Source organism: Actinocrispum wychmicini (genome assembly GCF_004345645.1).
Classification (GTDB): Bacteria; Actinomycetota; Actinomycetes; order Mycobacteriales; family Pseudonocardiaceae; genus Kibdelosporangium; species Kibdelosporangium wychmicini.
In genome coordinates this window covers 144,855-163,830 of sequence record NZ_SLWS01000002.1, presented here as the reverse complement: position 1 = coordinate 163,830, position 18,976 = coordinate 144,855, and the positions used below count along the sequence as shown (strand labels likewise).

General features: G+C 67.7%; 12 protein-coding genes. 8 read left to right on the top strand and 4 right to left on the bottom strand.

Features of this window, described 5'->3' with window-relative positions:
- Positions 1-76: 76 nt before the first annotated feature.
- The 3 genes from EV192_RS09345 to EV192_RS09335 are packed head-to-tail and all read left to right on the top strand — an operon-like array spanning position 77 to position 5,930.
- Entirely contained in the window at positions 77-385 is a 309-nt protein-coding gene (locus EV192_RS09345; RefSeq protein WP_207925951.1) for a hypothetical protein, read from the top strand.
- Positions 386-408: 23 nt separating this feature from the next.
- Positions 409-1,923, top strand: a complete 1,515-nt coding sequence (locus tag EV192_RS09340) for a PrsW family glutamic-type intramembrane protease (RefSeq protein WP_132113450.1) — start codon at positions 409-411, stop codon at positions 1,921-1,923.
- Positions 1,920-5,930 (top strand): DUF6531 domain-containing protein, encoded by a 4,011-nt coding sequence (locus tag EV192_RS09335; RefSeq protein ID WP_165960305.1) that lies wholly within the window; start codon positions 1,920-1,922, stop codon positions 5,928-5,930. Before EV192_RS09340 ends, EV192_RS09335 begins: the two co-directional genes overlap by 4 nt.
- A 456-nt stretch (positions 5,931-6,386) precedes the next feature.
- Here the strand turns inward: EV192_RS09335 and EV192_RS09330 are convergent, their stop codons facing one another.
- Positions 6,387-7,205: a carbon-nitrogen hydrolase family protein gene (locus EV192_RS09330; protein ID WP_243726741.1), complete on the bottom strand. Its 819-nt coding sequence runs from the start codon at positions 7,203-7,205 to the stop codon at positions 6,387-6,389.
- Between the two features lie 570 nt (positions 7,206-7,775).
- Between EV192_RS09330 and EV192_RS09325 the strand changes: the two genes are divergently transcribed.
- On the top strand, positions 7,776-9,011 hold the full coding sequence (locus EV192_RS09325) for a serine hydrolase domain-containing protein (protein ID WP_243726740.1): 1,236 nt from the start codon (positions 7,776-7,778) through the stop codon (positions 9,009-9,011).
- 245 nt (positions 9,012-9,256) lie between these two features.
- Here EV192_RS09325 and EV192_RS09320 read toward each other — a convergent pair whose 3' ends face one another.
- A complete protein-coding gene (locus EV192_RS09320) occupies positions 9,257-9,721 on the bottom strand; it encodes a hypothetical protein (protein ID WP_132113444.1) in 465 nt (154 codons plus the stop codon).
- Between the two features lie 164 nt (positions 9,722-9,885).
- Here EV192_RS09320 and EV192_RS09315 point away from each other — a divergent pair, with 164 nt between their 5' ends.
- Positions 9,886-10,167, top strand: coding sequence for a hypothetical protein (locus tag EV192_RS09315; protein WP_132113442.1), 282 nt, complete (start codon positions 9,886-9,888; stop codon positions 10,165-10,167).
- Here EV192_RS09315 and EV192_RS09310 read toward each other — a convergent pair.
- Together EV192_RS09310 and EV192_RS09305 are read right to left on the bottom strand one after the other, a co-directional pair.
- Positions 10,137-12,482, bottom strand: a complete 2,346-nt coding sequence (locus EV192_RS09310) for a hypothetical protein (protein ID WP_132113440.1) — start codon at positions 12,480-12,482, stop codon at positions 10,137-10,139. The two genes, EV192_RS09315 and EV192_RS09310, sit on opposite strands and share 31 nt — an antisense overlap.
- On the bottom strand, positions 12,479-13,498 hold the full coding sequence (locus EV192_RS09305; protein ID WP_132113438.1) for a patatin-like phospholipase family protein: 1,020 nt from the start codon (positions 13,496-13,498) through the stop codon (positions 12,479-12,481). The genes EV192_RS09310 and EV192_RS09305 overlap by 4 nt, the downstream gene beginning before the upstream one ends.
- A gap of 479 nt (positions 13,499-13,977) precedes the next feature.
- On the opposite strand from EV192_RS09305, the gene EV192_RS09300 reads away from it, so the two are divergent.
- From EV192_RS09300 to EV192_RS09290, 3 genes are all read left to right on the top strand, one after another.
- Positions 13,978-14,580 carry a collagen-like triple helix repeat-containing protein gene (locus EV192_RS09300; protein ID WP_132113436.1) on the top strand — a complete coding sequence of 201 codons (603 nt, stop codon included), beginning with the start codon at positions 13,978-13,980 and terminating at the stop codon, positions 14,578-14,580.
- Between the two features lie 488 nt (positions 14,581-15,068).
- Positions 15,069-17,858: an AfsR/SARP family transcriptional regulator gene (locus tag EV192_RS09295; RefSeq protein WP_132113434.1), complete on the top strand. Its 2,790-nt coding sequence runs from the start codon at positions 15,069-15,071 to the stop codon at positions 17,856-17,858.
- Between the two features lie 623 nt (positions 17,859-18,481).
- On the top strand, positions 18,482-18,931 hold the full coding sequence (locus EV192_RS09290; protein ID WP_132113432.1) for a DUF2690 domain-containing protein: 450 nt from the start codon (positions 18,482-18,484) through the stop codon (positions 18,929-18,931).
- The last annotated feature ends 45 nt before the right edge of the window (positions 18,932-18,976 follow it).

Here is an 18,976-nt window from a genome sequence, read left to right as displayed (position 1 = left end):
TCTCGCCGGTCGCGTTCGGCAACGACGGAGAGATTTCATCGAAACAGGAAACGCGAGTCGGCTGATGGCTGCCGAGGTGGCACGAGAGAGGCAGCCGAGGGGCTACCAGCGGACGCCCCACCTGCGGCTGATCGTCAGCTGTGCCCTGGCCGCCCTGGTGGTGACCCTGGTGGCCGTGGTGGTGAACTTCGGGCCGAACACCACACCGACTTTGCCCACGCTTCCGGCCGGGGGCCCGAGCGGCATACCCCGATTGCCGTCGGGCTACCCGAGCGGCTTACCCAGGCCGCCGTCGGGCTACCCGACCAGGCCGCCGTCCGGCTTTCCCACCAGCCTCCCCTCGGGTTTCCCGACCGCCCCGCCGCCGGGCTTCCCGACCGACTGACCAGCGCTCCGACGAGGACGAGAATGACCCCGCCCGCTCAGGCCTATCACCCCTGGCAGCGCAGGCCCGGCTCCCGGGACAACCGGATGCGCACGGTGCTGCTCATCGCCGTGACCCTGTCCGCCGTCTACGCCGTGCAGATCGTCATCGACATGTGCCGGCCTCGGTATCCCGAAGAGCTCGCGCACGCTTGGGTCGGCTGGCTGAACCCGTGGCTTCGGTTCGCGGGACCGGAGCCCGCGGTCCTGTGGTACCAGGTCTCCTTCTGGTGCTATCTGGTCAGCCTGCCCGCGGCACTGGCGATATGGCTGGCCAGCCGCAGGACCGCCGGCGATCCGCGGAAATGGCAGGCGCTGGCCGCGGGCGTCCTTCTGCTGCCGTATCCGGTCTGGGTGCTGGACACGGTTTTCGGCCATTTCCTGCTGATCCTGCTCTGCCTGCCGAGCACCGCGTACGCGCTCTGGCTCGTGCACCGGATGCAGCGCTATGGCCGCATGCCCGTGCGGCTGCTGGTGTCCGTGGCCGGCGCGGGCGTGCTCGTGGGCGGTGGGTTTGGTGGCTCCATGCAGCAATGGTGGCAGGACTACGGCTCGAACTTCCTGACCGCCCAGACGATTTCGAGCGTCGGCGAGCAGAACTCGCCGCAGGAGATTCTTCTCCACATGGCGCAGCTCAAGCCCGAGATCACGGCGGGTGGGGTGTTGTTCGCCGGCGTCTTCGAGGAGGTCGGCAAGGCGGCCGGGATCGCGATCGTCTACCTGCTGCTGCGCCGGCACGTGCACAACGTGGTGTCCGGGATCGTGCTCGGCGCGGCCAGCGGTATCGGGTTCAACTTGAGTGAGGCCGCGGCGTACATGGCGCAGTCGCCGGCGACTGATTCGACGCAGTACTTCCTGCGCCAGTCGCTGGGCCTGCTGGCCGCGCACATGGCGTTCACCGCCGCGATCGGCGCCGGCTTCGGCATCGCGAGGCAGATGCCCGACCGGCGGAGCAGATGGCTGGCGATCTCCTCAGGGTTCGCGGTCGGCATCGGCGGGCATATCGCCAACGACGTCTTCATCACCACGTGGTCGCTGAACGAGACGAAATGGTTCTCGCCGAGCCCGATCGTGCACACGCTGGTCCTCACCCCACTCGCTTTCCTGCTGTTCCAGGGGCCGATGGTGCTGCTCTACCTGGTGCTGCTCCGACGAGGGTTACGCGACCAGGCGGCCGGGCTCGCGGTCGAGCTGGCGGACGAGGCGGAACTCGGCTTCGGTGCCGTCACTCCGGACGAGGTCCCGGTTCTGCTGCGCCCCATGCGCCGGTTCTATCTGCAGTTGAAAGCGTTACGGCACGCTGGGCCCACGAGCTATCTGCGGCTTGGCCGGCTGTATGACGCGCAGTTGCAGCTCGGCCTTGCCCGATGGCATCGCAGCCGAGGGGAGCAGGATCCGTTCGCTCCCGACGTCCGGATATTGCGCGACCGCGTTGTCGGCCTCAAGAAACAACAGTTCGCCGCAGCACGATTCGTTCAGCCGCTACAGGGGGCGTCATGATCGCCCGGCGTATGCTCGCCGTCATTGGAGCGGCGTTCGCTTTGTGGCTCTTCTTGCCGCAGCTGGCGCAGGCAGACGTCCCTTGTAGTTCGGTGCAGTACCAGATCGGACCGGTTCCCCCAGCCGGCGAGGACCCCTGCGAGAAATCTGCCAATATCGGGACGTTCGCGACCGACGCGGCCGCGCTCGCGGCGACGGCGGCGGCAGCCGCGGCGGGCGCGATGCGAGGCGGCGCACCAAGCCCCGGTGAACGCGGCGCTGATTCCCCGGCCGCACGAGCGGGCCTTCCCGGCCGTGCCCAGTCCACCGGCGCTCCCGTACCCCCGCGAGCCGGGATTCCTGGCCAACAGGCTCCTGGTTGTCCCTCGGTCCCGAGGGCGGGCGTGGCCCCGGTCAGCGACTACTCGACGGTGCACGTTCCCGGTACTCGACCGCTCCCGCGAGCCGGCGAAGATCTCAACGTCGCCAACAACATCCCGATCGTCGCGGGGCCGACCTCGCGAGCCGGGCTGGCTCCATCAGGCCGGATCGTCGATGGCAACGCGCTTTCCTATGTCGCGGGCGATCCGGTGGACGTGGTGTCCGGCGAGATGATCACCGACGCGACCGATGTCGTCCTGCCTGGGCTGTTGCCGCTCGTGCTGCGCCGGGCCTACGCGTCGGGATATCCCGCCGGGCGCCTGTTCGGTCCCGGTTGGTCGTCCACTTTGGACCAACGAGTCGAACTGAACGCGCAGGGCATCCACTACATCGGCGACGACGCCCAGCTGGTCACCTACCCACATCCGGCGGCGCCCGGCGAACCGGTGCTGCCGTCCCGCGGCGCGGCGTGGCCACTGACCTGGCAGGCCGACGGCGCCATCCGGATCGAGGATCGCCAGCGCGGCGTAACCCGGTATTTCACCGCGGCGTACGGCGGCAATTGCTACCCGCTGAGCGCTGTGACCGACCGCAACGGCCATCAGATCACCTTTCACCACAACGGAGACCAGCCGATCGGCGTGGAACACTCCGGGGGATACCGGGTCGCGGTGGACGTCGAAGACGGCCCGTCGGGAAGGCGCGTCACCGCGCTGCGCCTGGTCGAGAAGGGCGCGGGAGTCGTGCTGCGGCGGTTCTCCTACGACGCGCGCGGCCGGCTCGCCGAGGTGAGCGATGCCTCGGGCAGGCCGTTCCGGTACGAACACGACGAGGCCGGCCGAATCACCGGGTGGACCGACCGCAACGAGTTCCGCTACGTCTACACCTACGACGACACAGGGCGGGTCGTCCGCTGCGACGGACCGGGCGGGGTGCTGTCGTCCTCGGTCGAATACCACCCGCTGCTGCGGGCCACGGTTGTCGTCGACTCGCTGGGCCAACGCACCGAGTACCACTATGACCGCCACGGGCGCGTCACCAGGGTCGTCGACCCCCTCGGCGGCTGCGTGCTGACCGAAGTCGACCGGCACGGCCGCCCACTGGCCTATGCCGACCAACTGGCCCAGACCACGTCGCTCGTCCTCGACGACAACGGCGACCCGGTGCGGATCACCAGGCCGGACGGGACCGTCGTTTCCGTCGCCTACAACGAGTTGCGGCAAGCGGTCGAGATAGCCGGCCCCGGTGGGGCGGTGTGGCTGCACACCTACGACGAGCGCGGCAATCTGTTGGCGCGGACCGACCCGCTCGGCGCAGTGACCCGGTACTCCTACGACCAGCGCGGAAACCGGACCGCGGTCACCGACCCGCTCGGCAACACACAGTACGCGCAGGCCAACGCGGCCGGCCTGATCACCGCGGTCGCCGACGCTCAGGGCAACACGACACGACTCACCCGGGACGCCTTCGGCCGAGTCACCGAAATCGTCGACCCCGCGGGCCAGACGACCCGGTTCGGATACACGCCCGACGGCAGGCCGGCCTCGCGCACCGGCCCCAGCGGAACGGTCGAGCGGTGGCACTATGACGGCGAAGGCAACGAAATCGCGTATGAGAGCCCAGAGGGTGCCGTCACGAGGACCACATACGGCCCGTTCGGCAAGCCCAGATCCGTGACCCAGCCGGACGGCGCACAGTATGAGTTCACCCACGACACCGAGCTTCGCCTCGCCTCGGTGACCGGCCCCACCGGATTGGCCTGGACCTACGAGCGGGACGGTGCCGGCCGGGTGACCGGGGAGACGGACTTCAACGGCCGCCGGATCGGCTACCGGCTCGACCCGGCCGGACACCTCATCGAACGCGTCAACGGGGCCGGGCAACGGACCTGGTACCGGCGGGACGCGCTCGGGCGGGTGGTCGAGACCCGCGACGATTCCGGGGCGATGGCGGCTTTCGGCTACGGCCCGCACGGCGGGCTGGTCTGGGCGCGGAACTCCGACGCGGTGGTCGAATACACCCGGGACGCGTTGGGGCGCGTACTCACCGAGACCGTCAACGGCGCGGGGATTGCGCGGCAGTACGACCTGGCGGGTCGCTGCCTGCGGCGAATGACAGCAACCGGTGTCGTCTCCGAGTGGGCTTATGACGCGGGCGGCCATCCCGTTGGCCTGACCACCGCGGGCGGCTGGCTCGCCTTCGAGCGTGACCCGTTTGGGCGCGAGACCACGCGACGCCTTGGACGGGAGGTCATGCTCACCCAGACCTATAGCGCGGGTGCGCGGTTGTCCGCGCAAAGCGTCTGGACCGTCGGCCCTGCGGGCGCTGTGCCGTTGCGACAGCGGGCCTACGCCTACACGACTGTCGGTGGCCTGGCCATGGTCCGCGATACGCAAGCGGGAACCCGGCACTTCGAGGTGGATTCCCTGGGCCGGATCACCGGTGTGCACGGCGACGGCGAGCCGGAGCGATATGGCTACGACACGCTCGGCAACGTTGTCCACGGCGAATGGCCGGACGCTGACGACGGGGGCGAGCGGGAGCACTCCGGCACGCTCATCACCCGCGCCGGGCAGACCTGCTACGAGCACGACGCGCAGGGCCGGGTGGTGCGCCAGGTCCGTGGTGCGTCGTCGTGGCGCTACACCTGGGACGCCGACGATCGGCTGACGCGGGCGACGACCCCGGACGGGAGCGTATGGCGCTATCGATACGACCCTTTCGGCCGGCGGATCGCCAAGCAGCGTCTCGACGCCCGCGGCGCGGTCGCCGAGCAGATCACGTTCACCTGGGACGGTGCCCGGCTGGCCGAACAGGTCCACTCGCGGCCCGGCGCCTGGCCAGAGGCCACCACCTGGGACTACCAGCCAGGCAGCCACCGGCCGCTGGCCCAGCTGCGCCGCGTGGCAGGCACCCATCAGCGTTTCCACGCCATAGTCACGGACCTGGTGGGCACACCCACCGAACTCGTCGACGCCGGGGGCAACCTGACGACGCTCACGTCGTCCGGCCTGTGGGGCGCGGGCGGCACGACCGACTGCCCGCTACGGTTCCCCGGCCAGTACCACGACCCCGAGACCGGACTGCACTACAACCACCATCGCTACTACGACCCGACCGCGGGCAGCTACCTCAGCCCCGACCCACTCGGCCTGCTCCCCGGCCCCAACCACCACCGCTATGTCCCCAATCCGATGGCCCAGATCGACCCACTCGGCCTCGCCAAGCAGCTACGGACACGCTTCGCCGGCCACGGCGGCTACGACCCCGCGGACGGCTTCGTCCAGACCCCCAACTGGCTTACGTTCCACACACCACACGGCGGGGCGGTCTACTCGGATCTGGCGGACACCATAGCGGCGGGGAACCCACCCAGCGGTCCGTACCACCAAACCCACCCGCCGGGCAGCTGGGTGCCGAACTACACGCTGTTCCCCGAAGACCCTGGCACACACCTCGTCCAGGGCGCGACATATGTCGACCAGCCCACCCGGTTGTCCGAACTGTTCGAAAGCTATCGCGGACCAGCTGACTGGGCCGCCTGCCGCACAGCGGCCGACCCCGACGATTTCAGTCAGCTCGTCACGGACCTCGATGGATGGTGGGTAGAGGGCTGGGGCGCGCAGACGTGGATTCCCGGTCCCTGATCGGACCCACGCGTCGTAGTGGGCGCATTTCATCGACATTGGACTATGACGCCTCTGGGAGATCAAGTGGCGAAGCGAGCACTGTTGATCGGCAGTCAGACCCAGGGCTCGTCCGGGGTGCACGGCGACATCGAGGTTATGGACGACGCGCTCACGATGGGAGTGCTGCCGGACGCCACCATCTTCGGCGCCACAGTGGGCGATCAGTATGTCCTGGTGGCGCCGGGTTCGGACGAGCCGTTGGGTGAAGCGGTCATCGCCCGGATCGAAAGGGGAAACGCCATTCTGCGGTACAACGGCGAGCTACCTGCCGGAACATCCGCGTGGCCAAAGGATGTCGCGCTCACGCGGCGCCAGGAGTGGTCAGCTATCACGGAAATCGCAGGAAAAGGTGTCCAAGTGACCACTTCAGAGCCAACGAGCAGTGTCACGACCTTTGTTAGTCGGAGGAACGCTTCAGAACGCGGTGCGTGTGTCGCTTCGTGGGTCACCCTGCACGACGCGGGATTCGTAGAGCCCTGCACTCGCGATACGGCGCCACGGCCGTGCGAGCCGGACGGCCACATCGATGTCCGTGTCCGGAGAGTCGCGATCGACCTCTGCGACGGCAAGACCAGGCTGTCCATCGCTGTTACAGCGTCCGATCCATCGCCCACCGGGTGCGACGAGGCCAGCTGGAGCCGTCGCGCTGAACTGGGCCGGGACGGAGTAGCCGACCCAGTAGTTGTAGATCGCGCCGTACGCTTGGGCCACAACCGACATCGGCGCATCCTCGGCCATCGCCGATGCCAGTACACAGTCGACACTCAGATCTTCGTACTCAGCGAACAACTCGGGAAACTTGACCTCGATACAGAGCACACAACCGAACCGGAAACCGTCGACCTCGAAGACCAACGGCGCCACCCCAGGCGTGTACAGATAGCTGATCTCGCTGTGCGACAGGTACCGCTTGTCATAGCGTCCGACCAACTTGCCCCGATCGGAAACCACATACAGGCTGTTGTGCGGGCGGTTTGCCCCGGACAGTCGGTGGATCGAACCGAACACCGTCCAGATCCCAAGCTCACCCGCAAGGGCCGCGACAGCCTCCGCCTCTTCCCGTATCACGTCCCACGCGGCCCGCGACCAGTCCGCATCGCGCAATTCCTCTCGTCCACCCCCGGACACCGCGTACTTGTCGGGGTACGTGATCGCCCCCTCTGGGAACTGCACAAGCCGGGCACCCACGGCGCTCGCCTCCCTCATCAGATCGCGGATCCCCGCCCCACTCACACGAAGAGCGTCCCGATCCGACGGGTCCCCGGGCACCGTGCTCTGCGCGACCGCCAACCGCAAGGTCTGACTCATGTGACCATCTTGTCAGCCCGAGCCGGTAGCCGGTCACAACCCGCGCGGTGGCATCGGTTCGTGTGTCGCCCGCGTGACGGCTTCAGGCTGATACGCGCAGCATGCCGTTCTGGTACCAGCCGCTACGTTCGTGCCAGTGCACGTGGAATGGGCCTCGGAGGCGTGAGTAAGCGATCTTTGTGCTGATAGCGTGTTCGCGTTGATCACAGATGGCGGAGATGCCGTTGCGCTCGCCGTTGCTGTTGCCAATAACGTTGATCACCGTCCAGTTCGGACCCTTGCACCGGTAAGTGATGGTACCCTTATGGGTCCAACTGCAGGTCCGCGGTACGCATCGTTTCTCCCAGGAACGGTGTGCCCGTCAAGTAGCCGCGAAGCCGGTGTCCGAGCTGTCCCGATTTGGCACGGTGTCAGCGCGGTGACTGTCCTGTGTCAGGGCGGCAGGCGATCGTGGCTGCCATGACCAATTCATCGATCGCGGCCTCGAGGCCGCAAATGACGAGGGATACCAAGAAAAACAGGGTTCGGACGCCGCGGGTCTTGCGGCTGGTGGGGGTCACGGCGGTGGCGGCCGCGCTGCTGGCCGGGGTGGCCGTACCCGGGGTGGCCGCTGCGGACAGCACGGCCGCTGCCGGGCCGCGACGCCCGGACCTGCAGGCGGCCGTCCAGGCGATCGTCGACTCCGGTTTCGCTGGGGCACAGCTGCGGGTGCACGATCAGCGGGGTGACTGGGTCGGCAGCGGCGGGGTGCGCGAGCTGGGCCGGACCGCCAAGCCGCCGACGAACGGGCGGTTCCGGGTGGGCAGCGTCACCAAGACCTTCGTGTCCACCGTGGTGCTGCAACTGGTCGGGGCGGGCAGCGTGCGCCTGGACGCGCCGGTGGCCGGCTACCTGCCCGAGTACGGGCTGGACCGGCGGATCACGGTACGGATGCTGTTGCAGCACACCAGCGGGTTGTTCGACTACACCGGCCAGGTGCTGCCCAACGGCACGGCCGTGCCCGGAATCCCCTTGATCGGCCAGGAGTTCGTCGACAACCGGTTCCACACCTACCAACCGGACGAACTGGTGCGGTTGAGCCTGTCCAAGGACCCGCTGTTCGAGCCGGGCACCGCCTGGAGCTACGGGAACATCAACTACCTGCTGGCCGGGCTGCTCATCAAGAAGGTCACCGGCCACTCGTACGCCGAGGAGATCCAGCGGCGGATCCTGGGCCCGCTCAGGCTGTGGGAGACCGTGCAGCCGGGCACCTGGCCGGGGATCCCCGGGCCGCACTCCCACGGCTACTACCGGTACCAGGACGCCGGCCAGTGGAAGCTGGTCGACATCACCCGCCAGAACCCCTCCTGGGCGTCCAGCGCCGGTGACATGATCTCGACCACCAAGGACCTCCACACGTTCTTCTCCGCGCTGCTGGCCGGGAAACTCCTCCCGCGCCCGCTGCTGGCCGAGATGCTCAAACCACACCCGAAGAGCAACTACGGCCTCGGGGTGTTCCTGCAGCAAACCGGTCCGAACTGCGGCGGCGCCCTCATCATCAAAGGCGAGGGCGGTTTCCATGGCTACGGGACGCTGATAGCCAGCACGCCCGACGGCAGCAGGACCTTCGAGCTCGCGCTGACCTACGGGGACTCCGCAGCCGACCTGGGACAGGCGTACAACAAGGCGGACCAGACGCTCGTCAACCAGGTGCTCTGCGGCGGGCAGGCCGGGACGGCCGACGGGGCCTAGCCGGTCCACCCGCGCACACACCCGGCCGAGCAGGCAAAACCAGTCGACAATCCGATCGGGGACGAAGTTGGCTGACGGGCTGCCTGCTCGGCCGTGGCGAGGTGGCCGGTGATGTGGTGGGCAGGTAGTCGTCGGCTGGCCGCCTACGGCGGGGTGTTCGTAGCTGGTTCCCTCGCCTGGCGCGTGATCGCGGACAAAGTTCCTGCCCGACAGCTGGGACTGGTGGTCATGACACGTCGGTACCCTCAGCCGGGGTCCACATTCCACTCCTGTGGCAGGACCGCATCACAGAAGACGCAGACGAAGTCATCCTCGCGCACGATGTTGTGCTCCTGGCAGTTGGTGCAGCGCCGGAACACCACCTCGTGCGTGAAACCGGCAGGACGCCTGATCCCGGCCCGGTCCAGGGCCTCCGCAACCGCCGGCCACGAGGTGACATCCGGGCAGTAGCCGGTCGACTGATTGCTCACCTCGCCGACCCTCCAGCGCCCCGCTTCACGGCAGAAACTCATCTCACCGGCGCACAGGACCATTCCTCCGCTGGCACACGCCACGTGCTCGCTGCGGCGTGGTGCGAGTCGCAGGACGCCGTCGGTGTCCACGATGAAGGTGACCGGTTCGGCGAGCTCCTCCGTTGATCGCCTCGACATCCAGCCGTCAAGATCAGCCGTCGAAAGAATCCTGCGGCCTGCACCGCCGGGCCGAATCATGGCCGTCAAATCAGCGGGCCCCACATACCGATAACTCCGCCCCTCTGTCACAAAGATCAACCTAGACCAGGTTCGCAACAGGCCCTAGTCTTGATCTTTAACCTGCCGCTGGGGATCTGGGGGCAGAGATGTCGTCGTCCTCGTCGCTCTGCATGGCGGGGGTGATGAGTGTGCACGACACCGACCATGAGGTGGCGCTCGGGGAGTTGGTCAGGTTTCGGCAGGAGTTCTACGGATGCCTGACCGCGCGGGCGGACGCGTTGTTCGAGCTGGCCGAGGCGGTGTTGTGCACTGAGGGGCCAGCCAAACACGAAGGCGCCCTCGCGGCTTACGTCGCACACGAACTGACGCTACGGCTGAATGTCATCCGCACTGTCCCCCCAGTCCCCAGTCTGCCGCCGTTCCAAAGCCTGGACTATGCGGTGTCCGTGACGAGGACCTTGTAGGGCTCCGTGGTTTGGGGAGCGGGTCCGCCGTTCACCTCGGTGTCGCAGCGGATGCGTTCGGCCGCGAGGGTGCAGCGGGTCAGGCCGATGCGGACGTCCAGGGCCCGGGTGCCACACGTGATCATGTACAGCAGCCCGATGTTGACCAGGACCACCACCAGTGCGTACACGTACGTGTCCTTGAGCAGGCCGAAGTAGATAGCGATGCCGAAGCCCCACACCATGGTGGTGTAGAAGAGCATCGTCGCCGGCCACTGCAGGACCTGGTCGAGCCCGGTGACCTTCTGGTGCCGGGGTGGGACTGTGCTGAGGCCGCGCTGCCGGGCCTGGTCCAGACTCCGCGTGGCGAACCGCGCCAGGACCACGTCGCAGACGAGTGGGCCGATGTAGCCCACCGCGGTACCCAGGGGCCACCATCGCGGCTGGATCAGGTTGGCGGCCAGGATCAACCAGGACGACCAGATGGCGATGGACCGGATCGCGATCTCCGCGCCGACTCGGAACAGGGTGTTGCCACTGGCGACTCGGGTGGTGATGCCACTGAGGACGTTCTGGTAGAAGCGGATGGAGGCGAACGCGAAGCTCAAGGCGACCAGCCGGGCGGGCAGGTTGGTCAGCACGTCACCCAGTCGGTAGCTGGGCTGGCGGAGGTCGTCGATCAGCGGGATGGCGTCCGACCGGGCACCGATCAGCTTGAGGACCGCCTGTTGTCCCGGGTTGAGGATGTCGATGCCGACGTCGCGGTACAGCCAGTAGACGCACACCGCCGTGCTGACCCAGAAATTGATGGCGGCGAGGCGGGAGAAGAAGATCAGCCAGCGGGCGTACATCGATCGCCTCGGGTCGCCGAGTACTCGTTGTTCCTTGCGTACCCGATAGATCCGCCGCTGCTTCTTGGGTTCACGGGACAGCGGGAAGAAGGACCGTACGGCGCCGCCCAGGGTCTGCCGGTCGTCAGGCACGGCGTGCTGGCGTTGTTCGGAGTCTTCGACCAGTGCCGCCTGGGTCACGTCGAGTTCTTGGCGCAGTACCAGAGCCAGTGAGCCGTAGACGTCTCGGTCGTCGGGATGCCGGCGGAAGACGATGAGCCGTCGGCTGGGGTCGGCGTCGACGAGGTCCTCGATGAACCGCGCGACCAGGGGCGCCTGGCCGTAGAAGCGGTCTGGGATGGTGCCGTCCAGGTTCTCCCCGACATCGCCGAGTGTCACCAGGATGCGGCCGAGCGAGTACAGGTCCGCGCTGGCTACGTCATCGGCATTGTCGCGCATCTCGGGGGCGATGTAGGAACCGTCGAGCCCGTCCAGACCGCCTACCGCCCTCGTGTACAGGTAGTTGCGGCCCAGATCGACGAAGGTGACGTCGTAGTCCTCACCTCCGCCCGCGAGAGGTACGCGGCGCACGATGATGTTGGTGGGGGACAGGTCCTCGTGCCGCTTGCCGTGCACCTGAAGCTCGCCGAGGGCATGCAGCAGCGGCAGTCCGAGCCGGCGGATGAGGTCCAGCCGTACGTTCCCGGCGAGCGGGGAGGTGCGTTTGAGCAGGACTGTGGTGTCCTGCTTGAGGAGTTTGAGTTCCTCCACCAGAGTGTTGCCCTCGGCGAGGTCCATCAGAATCCATCGGGACGTGCTGGCCCACACGTGCACCATGTGGCGCACTGTGTGCCCGTCGCTGTCGTGCGCGTTGTGGTCCGCCGCGTACGTCTTGGTGTTGCTGGCTATCAACGGGATCTTGGCGTACGGAAACAGCACGCATTTCAACGCGAACTTGATCTGCCGTCCCGATGTCGTGCTCGGTTGGCCGCTCAGGATCAGCGACGTGGTGCCGTGCCGGTGGAACCCCAGTGTCTCCGGGCGGATCCGCGCCCACTCGTCCCGCGCCTGGACACCGGCGTCGCTGTCCGGCGCGTAGAGGCTCAGCAACGCCGATCTCACCGGGTCGTGGGTGACCAGCTGCCGGCACAGTTCGCAGTCGTGCGGGGCCTGGTCGATGGTCACCAGGGTCAACAGCAGGACGGCCAGGTACCCGTAGATCCCGGCTTGCTGACGGGTCCCTTCTGGCGCGCTCGTCCTGAACCACGCGCACCATCGCGCGAGTTGGCCGACAGCCTCGGCTCGCCGTACGCCGACTTCCAGATGGAACGACAGCTTGTCCAGCGGAATGGCCGACAGCACCTGACGCCAGTCGCCGTCCGATCCGCAGATCTGCCGGATGCGCCACAGGCGAGTACGGTCGTCCGCCGAACAGTCGAACGCGGAGATGTGCTTGAACAACTGGCGCAGGTCTTCGGCCCCGATGCCGGGCTCGGTGGGGCTCACCTGGCTGTTCGCTCCTTCCGTACCGGATAGACGGTGAGTCTTGGAACAACCTGGACGTCCACACCTTCCAGAGCGAGATACAACGCCCGGTACGCCGACCGCGCGCTCTGCAGGATCGTCCCGAAGCTGGTTTCGTGCCGCTTCACTTCGGGAGTTCCGGGCAGCGGTGCCAGATCCAGCACGGCCGCGTCCTGTCCTGGACACAGTCGGCTTTTCTGCAGGTGTGGTTTGTCCTCCGCGAGATACGTGCGGATGGCGCTGATGAAGCCGTCGCCGAGCCCGGGACGGAGCCGGTCGAGATATCGGCTGGCCAGCCGGTTGCCGAGGGTGATCCGCTCCGGGCCACGTCCGATCGGCCTGGTACTCAGGGACAGGATGTGTGTGCACCCGTCGGCATGTGCTGTCCGGAACGGGTGCCGCTGCAACACGGCGCCGTCGATGCCGCGCATTCCTCGAACCGATGACGTTCCCCTGGTCACGACTGGCAACCACGCACTGGCCCGAAGTGCCGCGCGGATGTCCTCCCATGTCTTGAACTCGGTCAGGTCAACGGTTTTCAGTGCGTCCACGTCCGTGATCAACACGTGCAGCCGTTGCGCCGAGTCGATGATCGCGCGGTAGTTCAGCGGTTTGCGCCGGGCGAGGACCTCGTCGAGCACATAGTCGAGATTCATCGGCATCTGCCCGCGCAACGCCCGGCCGAAGTCCAGGAACTGTCCGGTACTCAGGTCGTCGAAGTAGATCGACAGCGGGAACCAGGTGTCGCGGGCGACGAAATACGCCCCGTTCAACGCACCTGACGAGCACGAATAGACCTCGTCGAACCCGTCCGCGTAACCAAGATCGTGGAGTGCGACCAGCATGGCCCCGGACACCACCCCACGCATCCCGCCACCCTCGATGACCAGCCCAACCTTGTGCGGATCGGCGCGCCTGCCGGGAGTCGACCCGCGCTCGCGCCTGTCATGTAGGACCCGCAGAACGGGATGCCGCTCACTCCAGATCCGTTGGGGCATAGTCCTCCCTGTCGGCCCATTCAGTTGAGATCCTGAAGGTATCAGAAGCCGCGGGTCCAATCAGTCAGTCGAGACCGTTGGTAACCAACCTGTCCGAAGAGGTTGAAGCCGGTGCCGTGAAGCTGGTATAGATCTAGATGCTTGCGTGCACCGCCGCGCGGCGATTTTGCTTTGTAACAAATGCTTGTTGCGGCGGCTGTCGATTCGACGATCCGGCAGGTTGCTGAGATCGACATGTTCGGGCGACCGGGCGCCGTCACCGAACCAGCAACTGACGGCCCAACTCCGCCGCCGCATTTCCACCGGGCGGCTCTACCTGGTCTGCGACAACTATGGCTCCCACCGGCAAAGCCGAGGTCACCAGCTGTGTGATCGGCAATTCAGTGCGCGGCCGATGCGCACGGGAGCGGCGCCCCGAAGAGCACCCTTTGATGCAATACCAGCCGATGCCTGCGTGAGATGATCATGTAGTCCATGTGATGCTGAACAGAGGAAAACAGGCCGTGAAAATTACGACTCGTCGTATACGCAATGCGACTGTCGCGATCGCCGGTATTATTGGGTTGTCCGCTTTTGTGAATGTCGCGTCTGCGTCCATCCCCGATTCTGCCGGCAAGATCCAGGGTTGTTACAGCAAGGATTCATCCCATAGACTGCGGGTCATCGACACTGCGGCCAGCGATCCTGACGAGAGGCATTGCGATGGTGATGAGATTGCCATCGTATGGAACCAGACCGGACCGCAGGGACTACCGGGCCCACAGGGAAATCAAGGCGCGCAAGGCGTCCAAGGCCCGCCCGGTGAAGCCGGCCCGGCAGGCCCCGCAGCCGTGTCGGGATACGAGGTCGTCGAAGGCCCGATAGTCGAGACCCAGGACGGAACCGTGACCGCGAGCGCGCACTGTACGGGAACCAAGAAAATTATCGGCGGCGGCCACGAAGCCCTCGATGGCAGTTCGGACCACCTATGGGAAGTGTCTGTGTCACGCCCGGTGGACCAAAATCACTGGGTAGCGATAATGCGCAGCACCGCCCCCGGAGCACACCGCGCCCGCGCCTACGCTATCTGCGTCAACGCCTGATCGAACGTGGCCGCCTGACGCATCACCAGGTGTACCCGGACGATTCCGAACTCCTCTCAAAGTCGAACAAAACACGGTTTGAGCGTGCTCGGGCGTTCCAGGAGTCCTCTTCGGCTGACCGAAAGTCCGCCGATAACTCGGGATTCACCGGATCATCTGGCCGTTCGTCGACCACGAGGGCCACCTCAACGCCCGCCGCCCACGCCGCGCCCACGGCGGCGTCGCGCCGCTGCGAGCGTCCCGGACGCCACCATGAGGATCATCCGGCGCGGTCGGCTCAGAGGCGTGGCCCGCGAACACGCCCCGGTCGCATGGCATGGCCGAGTCCCCGGCGCCCACAGGCGCCCGATTCACCCGGATGGACAGTATTTGGCCGTAGATCAACGGTATCCTGTTGATGGCCGGTTGTTTCGGACGGTTGTCCTTGGCGCTTGTTCGGTTTGCCGGCGCGGGCGGGAAGCCCGGGTATGCGCAACGAGGGGGCATCGTTGGGCGTTGCTGATGGTTTGGAGTTTCGGCTGTTGGGGCCGGTGGAGGTCTGGCGCGGGCCGGAGCGGCTGGCGGTCTCCAGCCGGCACCAACGTTCTGTGCTGGCCGCGCTGGCGCTGCGCCCGGGGCGCGCGGTGTCCGTCGACGCGCTCGTCGACGCGGTGTGGGAGGAGGACTCGCCGCAGTCAGCGCGCCGTCAGGTGGTCAAGCTCGTGTCCCGGCTGCGCTGCGCGCTCGGTGACGCGATCACCACCAGGTCGGGCGACTACATCCTCAATGCCGGGCCGGACCAGGTTGACGCCAGTGTGTTCGACTCGTCCGTGGCCGGGGCCCGGCGACTCTCGGCCACGGACCCGGCGGGCGCGGCCTCGGCGGTGCGGGAGGCGCTCCGGCTGTGGCGAGGGCCGGCGCTGAGCGGGGTCACCTCGGGACTCGCGGCGCAGGCGACCTGGTTGGAGGAGAGCCGCCTCGCCGCGCTGGAGGACGGCGTCGACTGGGAACTGGCCGCCGGCGGGCACGCGGCCCTGGTGGCCGAGTTGACCATTCTGGCCGTCGAGCATCCGTTGCGGGAGCGGCTGGTCGGCCAGTTGATGCTGGCCCTGCACCGGTCGGGGCGCACCACCGAGGCGTTGGAGGTCTACCGGCGCACCCATGAACGGCTGGCCGACGATCTCGCGCTGGCGCCCGGGGCGGGACTGCAACAGCTGCACGTGGCGATCTTGCGCGACGATCCCGCCCCCGCCGCGCCGACCCTGCGGCCGGGCGCCCGGCCGAGGGTCGCGGTGCCCCGGCAGCTGCCTGCCGCGGTGGCGGGCTTCACCGGCCGGGCATCCCAGCTCAAGGAACTCACCGGCCTGTTGGACCGGAACGACACCGTGGTGATCTCAGCGATCAACGGCACCGCGGGCGTCGGCAAGACGGCTCTCGCCGTGCACTGGGCGCACCAGGTCGCGGACCGATTTCCCGATGGGCAGCTCTACGTGAACCTCCGGGGTTTCGACCCCAGCGGTCAGCCGGTGCGGCCCGCCGAGGCGATCCGGGGGTTCCTCGACGCGCTCGGGGTGCCGGCCCAACGGATACCGGCCGGTCTGGCCGAGCAGGCGGCGTTGTACCGATCCCAGCTGGCCGACCGGCGAATACTCGTCGTGCTGGACAATGCCCGCGACACCAGCCAGGTCCGGCCGCTGCTGCCGGGCTCGGCCCAGTGCCTGACCGTCATCACCAGCCGTGACCATCTCGGTGGCCTGATCGTCAGCGAGGGGGCGCGCGCCGTCCCCCTGGACCTGATGACCACCGCCGAAGCCGATGACCTGCTGACGAGCAGGCTGGGCCCGGAACGGTTGGCCGTCGAACCACAGGCCGTCAGCGACCTGATCGAGATATGCGCACACCTGCCACTGGCGCTGAGCATCGTCGCCGCGCGAGCCACTCTCACCCCCGCCCTGTCGCTGACCGAGCTGGCCAAGCAGCTACGCGATGCCCGCGATCGGCTGCACGCCCTGGACATCGGTGACACCAGCGTCAACCTCAGTGCGGTGTTCTCCTGTTCCTACCGGACGCTCAGCGCTGCGGCAGCACGAATGTTCCGGCTGCTGAGCCTGCATCCCGGCCCGGACATATCGGTGCCCGCCGCCGCCAGCCTGGTCGGAACCGGCCGTGATCAGGCCCACGCGGCCCTGTCCGAGCTGACCAGAGCGCAGTTGCTCACCGAACCCAGCACCGGCCGATTCACCTACCACGACCTCCTGCGGGCGTACTCGGCAGGCAAGGCATGCCAGGACGAGACCGCGCAGGCGCGCCGCGCCGCCATGCACCGCATGCTCGATCACTACCTGCATACGGCGCACGCCGCGACGCTGCTGCTCAACCCACCCAACGACCAGTTGCCCCTGGCCGAACCCCAGCCAGGGGCCTTCGTCGACGAGCTCGCCGATGACGGGCAGGCATGGCAGTGGTTCACTACCGAGCGTCCGGTGTTTCCGGCCGCCATCGACCGCGCCGCCGACGCCGGCTTCGACACCCACGCCTGGCAACTCGCCTGGAGCGTGGCCAGTTTCTGCATCCGTGCCGGGCACTGGGAACAGATGGTCACCACCCAGCTCGTCGCGATCGCCGCAGCCGAACGCGCGGGTGAGCCGCGCGGGCAGGCATGGTCCCTGCGTGAACTGGGCCGGGCGTACACCCGGCTCGGTCGTTATCCGGACGCGCAGGCCAGCCTGCACCGCGCGCTCGACCTGGACCAGCGGCTCGGCGACCTGATCGGCCAGGCACGCAGCCACAACAACCTCGGCATCGTGTCCTACGCGCAGGGCGACCACCCGGAGGCACTGGAGCACGGCAAGACCGCCTACGCGCTGTTCCACGCGGCCGGACACCGGCCGGGCCAGGCGGACGCGCTGAACGCGATCGGATGGATGCAGACCCAACTGGGCCGCCACGCCGAAGCGCTGCGCTCCTGCCTCCAGGCGCTCGAACTGCACCGAGCGGTCGGCAGCAGGCACGGCGAGGCCGACACCTGGGACAGCCTCGGCCACGCCCACCACAACCTCGGCGAACACCGGCGGGCCATCGCCTGCTACCACAACGCACTGGACCTGTTCCAGAAGTTGGGCAGTCGCCATCCGCAGGCCGACACACTCATCCGCCTCGGCGCCACCTACCACGACGCGGGCGACTTCCACACCGCACACCACTGCTGGCAGCAGGCCCTGCCCATCCTCGACGACCTGCACCACCCCGACGCCGCCGCCCTCCGCGCACGACTGGCCGAGCACCCACCAGCGCCGTGAGCCCACGCGGCCGGGCCGCGGGTACCGAACGGGTACCAGGCCTGGACAAGCTGAAGGTTGTCGGCCGACACCAAGCCGGCCGCCCGCGCAACTGGGGCGAATTCCCGAAGCCAGTCCGCGACGGGGCGATGATCCACGGGATAGCCGGCACCCGCCCTGTGGGTCGGTCGTCGCTCATCCGAGGATGGCGGCCATGGAGGAGCGGCGCCGGGCGCCCGTTGTCCAACGACGAGCGGATCTGCTCAAGGCCGCCGTGACCACTGCGACCGCGACACAGATTCCTCAGCATGAACCTTTTCTTTCCTTGCCGGGCCCGCAGGGTGGCGTCGACACGCTCCGATCCTTACCGTCACGGGCCGATGCTGGATAGCGGCCGGCCGATACCCGTTGCGGCCAAACAGGCCCCGCCACCGGACTGTTTGGCTCGACCTCGGTCCTGCGCCCGCAACTGCCCGACGCCGACATCCTGCGCGCGACTAGCCGAGTCCCCGCCGGCCCCATGAGCCCACCCAGCCTGGCCGAGGGAACCCGTCGGGTACCGGGCGGGTACCGAGCACGGACAAGCTGCCGGGTGAGTGGTGATCGTCGGAGCGGGCCGCAGGCCCCATGGGGAAGGAGAACCAATGAGCGACGAAGGACAGCGCCGCCCGATGGCCAGGGTGGGCAGGGTGGCGTCATCGGCGCTGGCGGCGCTCGCCATCGCTGGCGTGTACACGGCGGCCGGGCCGGCCGGGTCCGCGTCCGCGTCGGTGGGCTGCCACGGGTCGGGCTGCACCGGCAAGGACCCGGAGGCGCAGGGTTGTGCCGCGGACGCGCGCACCGACCAGACCGTCCAGCCGCAACCCGAGACCTACGCCTACCTCCGATTCTCACCCGCGTGCAACGCCGCGTGGGTGAAGACAGTCTCCTTTTCGCGGGAGAAGCCCATCCACGGAACGGTTTACGGTGAGCGCTGGGGCCGGGGTGGCCAGGTGGTCGTGGAGTGCACGCAGTCGACGGGGTACGTGGCGGGTGGCACGGTGTGGTCGCGGATGTGCGGCGGCAGCCCGATGTATGAGATCACTGCCCAGTAACAGCCCCATCCCTGCTGTGGGCCCAAAGCGGGATTTCCCGCCATG